Source organism: Rhodopseudomonas sp. WA056 (assembly GCF_010906995.1).
GTDB classification, from domain to species: domain Bacteria; phylum Pseudomonadota; class Alphaproteobacteria; order Rhizobiales; family Xanthobacteraceae; genus Rhodopseudomonas; species Rhodopseudomonas palustris_G.
Genome location: NZ_QPFS01000240.1, coordinates 1 through 1,632 on the forward strand (window position 1 = coordinate 1; position 1,632 = coordinate 1,632).

Sequence of the window (1,632 nt, forward strand, 5' to 3'; positions counted from 1 at the left end):
CATAGCGAACCGCCACCGAGGTCGCCGAGATCCATCAGCGGCTCGACGCCATCGCCCGCCAGATCGACCATATCTCCCGAACCCCGACGCGCAGCGAGCCGCCGGTCGCCCGGCAACTCAACGATGCGATTTCGCGGCTCGACGCCCGTTTGGCGCGGATCACCGAGCCGAAGCCCGCGGCGCGGCCGGCCGATACCGTCGCGGTGCCGCCCCAGACGCCGACCGAGCGTGTCGAACGCGCTGCCGAACAGGTCTACGCCACCTCGCCGACGCTCGACCCGAACGCCCTCGACAAGGCGATCGCCGAGATCGCCGCGCGCCAGAGCGAGCTCGATGCCGGAATCCGCCGGGTGCCGCGACAGCCGGCGTCGTTCGCCCCGCCGATCGCGCCGGCGATGACCCCGGCGCCCCCGCCCGCGGGGCCGGACTTTACCAGCCTCGAGCAGCAGCTCCACAAGATCACCAACCAGATCGACGCATTGCAGCGCTCCGACAAGGTCGAGCAGTCGATCGCCGCGTTCCGGGCCGACCTTGCGGAGATCCGTCAGACCATCACCGAGGCGATGCCGCGCAAGGCGATCGAGACGCTGGAAGGCGAGATCCGGTCGCTGGCACAGCGGCTCGATGAGAGCCGCGCCAACGGCAGCGACCGTGAAGTGATTGCCGGCATCGAACGGGCGCTCGGCGAGATTCACGCCGCGTTGCGCTCGCTGACGCCGGCCGAACAGCTCGCCGGTTTCGACGAAGCGATCCGCAATCTCGGCGGCAAGGTCGATATGATCGTCCGCAACGCCGACGATCCCGGCACCGTGCAGCAGCTCGAGAACGCCATCGGGGCGCTGCGCGGCATCGTCTCCAACGTCGCCTCCAACGAAGCGCTGGCGCAGCTCAGCGCCAACGTCCACACGCTCGGCGAGAAGATCGAGCAACTGGCCCAGGCCGACAGCCACAGCGTCTCGTTCGCCGCGCTGGAGCAGCGCATCTCGGCACTGACCGCAGCGCTGGAAAGCCGCGAGCGCCCGGCGCCCAGCGAGTCCACCGAACAACTCGAAAGCGCGGTGCGGGCGCTGTCGGAACGAATCGACCATCTGCCGATCGGCAACGACAATCAGTCGGCGTTCGCGCATCTCGAACAGCGCGTCACGCATCTGCTGGAGCGGATGGAAGCCGCGACCGAGCAGCGCGGCGGCAGCGCCAATCTCGGCCGAGTCGAAGAAGGCCTGCACGACATCCTGCGGATGCTCGAGCGGCAACAGTCGCAATTTGCGGTGCTGACCGACCTCGACCGCCGGCCCGCGCCAGCGCTCGATCCGAGTTTCGTCGACACCATCAAGCGCGAACTTTCCGACATGCGCTTCAGCCAGTCGGAGACCGATCGCCACACCCAGGATTCGCTCGAGGCGGTGCACAACACCCTCGGCCACGTCGTCGACCGACTGGCGATGATCGAGGGCGATCTGCGCGCCGCGCGGGCAACCCCGCCGCTGGCGCCGCAGCCGGTCCCGGTGGCGGAGCCGGCGAAGCCGTCCTTCCTGGCCGCTCCTCCGATCGCGCCCGCCTCGGCAGCGCCGGTCGCGCCATCGCCCGCAGCGCCTACGGCCGCGCCGATGCCGCAGCCGCAATCCCAGCCAC

The 1,632-nt window shown here is 69.7% G+C and carries 1 pseudogene; it reads left to right on the plus strand.

From position 1 onward, the window contains the following. Positions 1-29 precede the first annotated feature (29 nt). Positions 30-1,632 (plus strand): annotated as a pseudogene (locus DU475_RS23755) (hypothetical protein); the annotation flags it as partial.